At 28.5% G+C, this 7,298-nt stretch carries 11 protein-coding genes; all 11 read left to right on the top strand.

Going from position 1 to position 7,298, the window contains the following annotated elements; all coding sequences use genetic code 11:
- Positions 1–154: 154 nt before the first annotated feature.
- The 11 genes from ACXAHM_RS25970 (at position 155) to ACXAHM_RS25920 (ending at position 7,243) form a co-directional block, all read left to right on the top strand.
- The gene (locus ACXAHM_RS25970) at positions 155–625 is read left to right on the top strand and encodes a hypothetical protein (protein WP_474967000.1); all 471 of its coding nucleotides are present in this window, start codon (positions 155–157) and stop codon (positions 623–625) included.
- 367 nt (positions 626–992) lie between these two features.
- Positions 993–1,382 (top strand): barstar family protein, encoded by a 390-nt coding sequence (locus tag ACXAHM_RS25965; protein WP_474966999.1) that lies wholly within the window; start codon positions 993–995, stop codon positions 1,380–1,382.
- Positions 1,383–1,473: 91 nt separating this feature from the next.
- Entirely contained in the window at positions 1,474–2,085 is a 612-nt protein-coding gene (locus ACXAHM_RS25960) for a hypothetical protein (RefSeq protein ID WP_474966998.1), read from the top strand.
- 46 nt (positions 2,086–2,131) lie between these two features.
- A complete protein-coding gene (locus ACXAHM_RS25955) occupies positions 2,132–2,575 on the top strand; it encodes a hypothetical protein (protein ID WP_474966997.1) in 444 nt (147 codons plus the stop codon).
- Positions 2,562–3,017: a hypothetical protein gene (locus ACXAHM_RS25950; protein WP_474966996.1), complete on the top strand. Its 456-nt coding sequence runs from the start codon at positions 2,562–2,564 to the stop codon at positions 3,015–3,017. Before ACXAHM_RS25955 ends, ACXAHM_RS25950 begins: the two co-directional genes overlap by 14 nt.
- Positions 3,018–3,120: 103 nt before the next feature.
- A complete protein-coding gene (locus tag ACXAHM_RS25945) occupies positions 3,121–3,555 on the top strand; it encodes a hypothetical protein (RefSeq protein WP_474966995.1) in 435 nt (144 codons plus the stop codon).
- 53 nt (positions 3,556–3,608) lie between these two features.
- Positions 3,609–4,178: a hypothetical protein gene (locus tag ACXAHM_RS25940; protein WP_474966994.1), complete on the top strand. Its 570-nt coding sequence runs from the start codon at positions 3,609–3,611 to the stop codon at positions 4,176–4,178.
- Positions 4,179–4,242: 64 nt separating this feature from the next.
- Positions 4,243–4,788, top strand: coding sequence for a hypothetical protein (locus ACXAHM_RS25935; RefSeq protein WP_474966993.1), 546 nt, complete (start codon positions 4,243–4,245; stop codon positions 4,786–4,788).
- Positions 4,789–4,924: 136 nt separating this feature from the next.
- Positions 4,925–5,497, top strand: coding sequence for an NADAR family protein (locus tag ACXAHM_RS25930; protein WP_474966992.1), 573 nt, complete (start codon positions 4,925–4,927; stop codon positions 5,495–5,497).
- A 20-nt stretch (positions 5,498–5,517) separates the two neighbouring features.
- Complete coding sequence (locus ACXAHM_RS25925; RefSeq protein WP_474966991.1) at positions 5,518–6,036, top strand: hypothetical protein; 519 nt, start codon at positions 5,518–5,520, stop codon at positions 6,034–6,036.
- 70 nt (positions 6,037–6,106) lie between these two features.
- Positions 6,107–7,243, top strand: a complete 1,137-nt coding sequence (locus ACXAHM_RS25920; protein WP_474966990.1) for a MutS-related protein — start codon at positions 6,107–6,109, stop codon at positions 7,241–7,243.
- The last annotated feature ends 55 nt before the right edge of the window (positions 7,244–7,298 follow it).

Genomic DNA, 7,298 nt, shown 5'->3' with positions numbered 1-7,298 from the left:
GAAAGCTCAATGAAGAATTCTATCGGTAAGCCGTATGAGGGAAAACTTCACGTACGGTTTGATGAAGGGGGTTCTGATAGTTTTCTCAAAATGATTACATTTATAATTATTTAAACTGAGAGGGCTATCAGGCTCTACTCTACTAGCTAATTGTATGAAAAAGAAAAGAACATATCAGGAGGAGGCGAATAAATTAGCCGCTGCAATTGATATAGCAATCGAGGCTTTCAAAGTAGAATGTCCTTCTGATTTTGAAAAGAATCATCAAGAACATTTTATCTCCTGTTATGCCGATTGGAAAGAAAGCTGTCTAAACCCTGAGCCACAATTTAGAAACTTAGCTTCTTTGAAATATTCAATCAATCGTGTTTTTACGTATTTCCAGGAAGGGACAGGCAAAACAGTCGAATATTTTTGGAAAAAGATAGATGAAGCGAAACTCGACTACAAGAGAGAAAATAAATTAGAAAAGATTCTAAATAGAGGTAAAATAAGAGGTCGCATTGAATACGAGTATGTTACTGATATGATTGTGGTTGCAGAGCAAGTCGGAATGACCAATAAAGAGGAAACAATTCAACTAAGTGGTATGCTAGGGGATTATGAATTAAGAAATAAAAAATAACTAGCTACAATAATTAGGGCTTAGTTTGGTTTGAAAAGCCAAAAATTAAGCCCTAGTTGAACAATGGCGATGAAGCATTGAAATGCAAACTTGTAGGAGAAAATTAGGATGGATTTTTCGATTATTTAGTAGGTCTTTTTACAGTAAAAATTTTAACTAATTATTTACTTAAAATGTATATCATTCTCTAATAAAGAAACAGACAAGATTAAAAATGCTACGCACATAATACCGATGTTAAAAGAAGTAATTTAGGTTTTGTCGTAATAAAAAATAAGAAAGTATTATAAATCTTCTAGGTAGAATATTAAAAAAAAGTAATACATACCAATGTAAAAATATCGTTTGTTATACATCAAATATTAAAATGAAAGAAATTCAGATAAACGGAAATAACTTCTCGACCATGGATGGTTTTTATGATGAAGTTGAATCGAAGTTAACCAAAGGGTTAGATTGGAAAATTGGTAGAAATTTGGATGCATTTAGCGAAGTTTTGGAAGGTGGGTTCGGAATCCACGATTATGAGGAAACTATTAAATTGGAATGGATAAATAGTTCAAAAAGTCAGCATGATTTAGGATACAAGGCTACGATTAACAATTTGAAATCATTATTAAAAAAATGCCATCCATCGAACCAAGAATCCTTAAAGAAAGAAATTGAATTAGCAGAAATTGAAGAAGGCGAAACGTTGTTTGATGTAATTTTAGCAATCATCAAAAGTAATGAACATATAGAATTTTATAGGGGATAAAACACACTAAGAAAAAGAACAACTGAGAAACCTTATAATAATTATTATATATTTTTAGAACTGAATTAAAAAATAAACTTCCAAACAAAAAATGTCGAATACTATTTTTTTTGAAAAATTAGATGTAGAAAAGAAAGACTTTTTATGGGATTATGACTATGGTTTAGCACTAAAGGAATTAATAAATGGAGACAAATCAATTAAAGTAATAACGGAGGAAAATCATGATGTTGCATATTATTATTTTGATGACGATTGGATTTATTTTTTTGATTTTAACGAAGGTGGGATTATTTCATTAAGATTAAGTTATGTACACGAACATCTAGAGTTATACTATAAACTACTTGAGATTGCGAAAAAATTGGACCTCTGTTTAGTGGGTGAGGAAGTGCTATTTTTCATCCCTGAGTATGGTATTTTGTATGATCCAGAAGATCCTGAAGAATCACTTTCATACGAAATTTTAGTCGATGAAGTTTTTGAGAAATTAAATAACGGTCATACTTCAATTGTTGAAGTTATCAATTCAATTGTTGAGGATAAAAATGCTGAAATTTTAGTCTCAAAACCAATTCAACAACCAATAGACAATTTCAACACAAATCAAACGCCTGCAATGGAAGAAGATGACGTAAACTACACAAAACTTATGGTCATTTTCGGCATTGTCTTATTCATTATCTATTACTTTGTTATATAATTTTCATTAGAAAACGAATTTAAATGACTACTCCAAACAATTCATTATGATACCTAACAGTTTACATTTACTTCAATCCAAAATAATAAAATTACTTTTTTGTATATCTATAATACTTTGTTCATGTGAAGATAAAAAAGATTCAGACTTAGATATAGAACTTTATTCAGATAAAGATTTTGAGATCGAAAATTTAACTTCAATATATTTGACAAATAAACCGATGTTATCCTCAGGCGGATATATTTTCTTTTGGGATAAATGGGGACTACACAATTATAAATTTGAGAATATAAAATTGAATAAAAAAAACACATTCTTTATAGAAAATATTGAGGCAGATAAGTACACAGTTTATATCAATATGACCATAGATGGTAATGATAATAATACGATGAAAATAAATGATCTAGAAGTGAATGAAGGACACAATAGTTTTAAGAGAAAATTGACTTTAGACAAAGCAAGAAGATATATTGAAAGCAGATGAAAATTTATTTCCCAATGCTTGGGATTTTGGAAATTCAGATAAACAGATGAAATCGAATGCTACTAATTATAGTATTGAATATGATGATTTATCTGAAATTGCAATGGGAGCTCCCTTAGGAGGAAAGACTTTTTTGGTTATTCAGAATAATAAAATACTCATCGATAATTGGTGTGCTGGACCACCTATTTGGGATACTAAGGGGGAAAGGGCGGCAATTCCGAAATGGAATAGCAACTTTTGGAATGGGACCTATCAACAACTCCTACTGATTGATATCTTAAAAAGAGAGTTGACTTTATTTAAAAGGAAATTTAAAGTTCTTGAGCTTAGTAGTTTTGATACAAATCTTATCACTGGAATAGATAATCCTAAGTACAAAGCTAAAACTATATGTTTTGATATTGAAAATGAAAAAGTTGAAAAAGTAATAAAAATATAAACAGAATTGGTTACCTAGGATCATCAATAGGATTAATTTGATTGACTCATTATATTTATAGAAAATAAAAAACGTCATACATTGTTTTCAATACTCGACTATTATGAAAGGATTTTTTCTATTGACTCTTATAGCTGTGACTCAAATCTGTTATTCCCAGGATACAGATGATTCTGAATTTTATGTTTCTGAAAATATAAAGAAGGGGGAAGCTACTTCAGTTTACCCGATATCATTGATTAAGTTGATTGCATCACCTGAACAGTATCATGGGAAAAAGGTTCGAATGATCGGTTATATCAATATTGAATTTGAAGGCAATGCAATTTATCTACATAAAGATGATTATGAACATCATATATTCAGTAACGGAATATGGTTAGCTGTAGATGAAAATTTTATAAACAAAATTAGAAAAGAAAACCTCAATAAAAGATACGTCTTTATTGAAGGAACTTTTAATATGAACAAAAGAGGTCATCTCGGTCTTTGGAATGGTCAACTAGAAGAAATTTCAAGAATTTTTGATTCAGAATAATGCATCAATCTTAATTGCTAAATTACATTATTTAAACAAACAAATTTCATCCAATGAACAACTTTAAAAGTACTATTTTTATTTTATTTTTTACGCTTACTATTTCGTTAGTGGGGTGTAAAAAGTCAGTGAAAGAATCTTCCTATTATGATATGCTAGAATTACCTTCAAATGACTCAACTATTACAGAAGGAGGCATCGGTAAAGTACTCAAAGGAAAAGAAACAATTGATTCATTTATAAAAAATAAAAGCCATAAAATCTTTGAATGTGGCTCAGAAGGAATTGAATGGAATTGTTATAAAACAGTGTCTGAGGATGGAATAGTCATCATTGGAGAAAATGTAATGGGAGATAGTATCATTTCTAGATTACATACATCCTCTGAATACTTCTCAACCAAAACAGGGATTAAGATTGGTGATAAATTAATTGATGTTTTAAGGAAAGAGAAAGTGTCTTTCAACCTTGAAGAAGGAATTTTAATCCCTAAATTAATGACTTCAAAAGTTAGTTTTTCACTTGATTCAATTACTGAAAATAAGGTATATGAAGATAATTTTTATTTACACGAACAAATTTATAAAGATAGTTTAGCCTATATAACTTGGTTTACGATTTAATAGTGAGTCATATATTTAGAGTACTAAAAATAATAAACCAAAAACTTTTAAGGATTGATAAAAAATGAAAAACCTAAGCATACTAGGAATTATAATGTTTGTTCTTACATCATTTTCGTCTTATCTCAATGAAATAAGAGGTTTAGGGGACTTCTATCTTGGAATGGAATATGAGGAAGCAAAAGTTTTATTAGATCATTATAAAACAACTTCTAGACCATTATACGAGTTTGGAATTGATACTGAACAGAATTGTATTATTGTAATGAAAGACAACATTGAACTTTATGCGTTATGGTTTAATGAAAGTCATAGGAAAAAATTGAAAGGGATTATTGTACTTGATGAAAGCATTGTCATTGATGAAAGTATACATATAAATATGTCACTTTCGGATTACCTTTTAAAATATCCTGATTCAAAAATAGAGTTAGATATGATTAATGCTGAATATGAATATATTACTAATTCCAAAGGTTATAGTATTGAATTTATGATTAAAAATGAGCAAACTATAGGCAATTATCAAGATATAGATAGTGGTAATCCTACTTCTATTTTTTCAAATAGGGATAGAAAAGTAGATAGAATTTTAATTACAAAATACTGAATTTGACAACGTTTTTTTAATGAAAAAAGAGCAATTATTGAAATAAATACTAAATAGTATAAATTTCAGACTAATGAACTTAAAGTTAATTTTTTAGTAAGGAAACATACCATTTTTTTAAAATAAAAATCAAAGAATGATACAAAAATATAGTAATGAGTGGTTACAAGAAAAACAGGATAATCAAGAGAATATAAAATTTTTGTTTTTCTGGGGTCATACAAAATCACCTCATCAAGAAGTAGGGAATTTCTGTTTTAGTCAATGGTTTGAATGCGATTTTGAAATAGATGGCATTACTTATAAAACCACTGAACATTGGATGATGGCACAAAAAGCCAAATTGTTCAATGATGAAGAAATTTATCATAAAATAATTCAATCTCAAAAACCTGGAGAAGCCAAAGACTTAGGTAGGAAGGTATCAAATTTTGATGAAGAAATATGGCGACAGCATCGTTATGAAATTGTAAAAAAAGGCAACTTTCATAAATTTGGTCAAAATAAAGCTTTTGGAGAATATCTATTAAATACGCAAAAGAGGGTATTGGTAGAAGCAAGTCCAGTAGATATTATTTGGGGCATTGGTTTGACAAAAGACAGTGATCAAGCAAAAAATGTTGACCAATGGAGAGGATTAAATTTACTAGGTTTCGCACTAATGGAAGTGAGAGATTTATTAAATGAAAATGGGTATTTTACTGATTAGAAAAAGTAAACTATAAAAACATGCAAACGAGTATCATTATTAAAAAAAATAATCAGTTTCACCTTAATATAGTATTGGGGATTTTGTTTTTATTAGTTAGTTGTAAAGAGAAAATTGACCAACACGCAACGCTAACTTCAGTTGATGATACTGTTTCTGATCAATTTGAGAAATACAATAAAGATACGTTAGTTGTAGAAGGAAAATCTATTGTATTTTATTCTATATCCCAATCTGAGTATGATGATTATTCAAATGATACAAAGACTGGATTAGACGAGGTGTTATCTGATTTTGACTATTATGCTAATCAAGTAATCGATAATTTTCAATCAAAAAACTACCAATTTTCAAAAACAGCAAATAGGTTTATTAAATTCAAAATGAATGATGGTAGCAGTAAAGTTTTCGATAGGATGGACAAGAAAGAGCATTTTGTAGGTCGAATATATTCAGATGGGAAATATTTAAAAAACCATCAAGGGGTAGCAACTGATGTAGACATTTTAATAGAATTCGAAACCTTTAATTCTTTATAGTATAGATTTACGTTTACTTCTCTAAAATTAAACTAATTTTTATAGTTCACTACATCATATTTAACGCATTATGAAATTCAATCAATTAAAAATACGAGAAGAATTGACACCTATTTTTGATACTAAAATTAATGATCGAACGAAGAATTATATAGCGGGATTACTTGAATCAAATTGTAGTTTTGATGAAATAAAAAGAAGACAGAAGATCATTCAGTCATTGATGAAGAATGACCAATTTCTCAAAAATTATAATTATAATAAAATCTATTTTGAAGCCACTTTTAAACTTACAAAATGTTCAGTACATGATGTTTTTTACCATAGTACCTTTTTATTTAAGGTTACTAAAAAAATAAAAGAAGAAAAAAGTACTACAGTAAATGCTGCCTTTTACTTTTTATGTGAATTAAAAGACCTGCTTATTCAGTTGAAAGATATTGAATTATTGAAAGAATATATGATTCCTATTTTAAAAAAGATAAATCAAATACCACTTTCAGTTCCTATCAAACAAGAGAAAAGTAAAATAAAGTTTGTAGAAAGAGTACTTCAATTAGATGATAGTTTTTGGGAGTCATTATTTACCTTAGAAAGTTTTATTTCTATAGCGAAATCATCAAAAAATAAACAATTTCATCTTCCTAGCTTTGATAAAAATATAAATCTGAATGAATTTTATCATCCTTTATTAGAGAATCCAAAAAAATATAACATTAGGTTTACGAATGGACTTAATATTTTGACAGGGGCAAATATGGGTGGTAAATCTACTTTTTTAAAGGCTTTGTCAATTTGTGTTTTTCTGGGTAATCACGGATTCCCAATACCTGCTCAAAATTCAAGTATTCCTTTTTTTGAATACTATTCGATTAATTTTAATACGACTGATAATTATAAAATAGGATCAAGTCACTATATGAGTGAATTACTTTCAATGAAAGATTTTTTCCTTCATAATTCCAAGAAATTTAATGTTTTTGGTGTTTTTGATGAATTATTCAATACGACTAATCCTGAAGAATCTTATACGTTGATCAAACGAATTTTCTCAACGGTAAACTTATATAAAAATTCTTTTTTACTAATCAGTACACATTTAGATGTTACTGAACTTCAGTCACAAAAAAACATTGGCTTTTTCTATCCTTTAGTAAAAGTAAATAAGGATGTTGGAATAGCTACATTTACTCGGAGAGTAAGTTAAGCCCCTTTAATCAAAACAAGTATTTTTGCATTATGGGAAAAAGACGTACAAGAAA

Source organism: Flammeovirga sp. AWQ4_249 (assembly GCF_056161045.1).
Note: the sequence above shows the minus strand (reverse complement) of the source record. Positions and strands in the feature narration are given on the sequence as shown.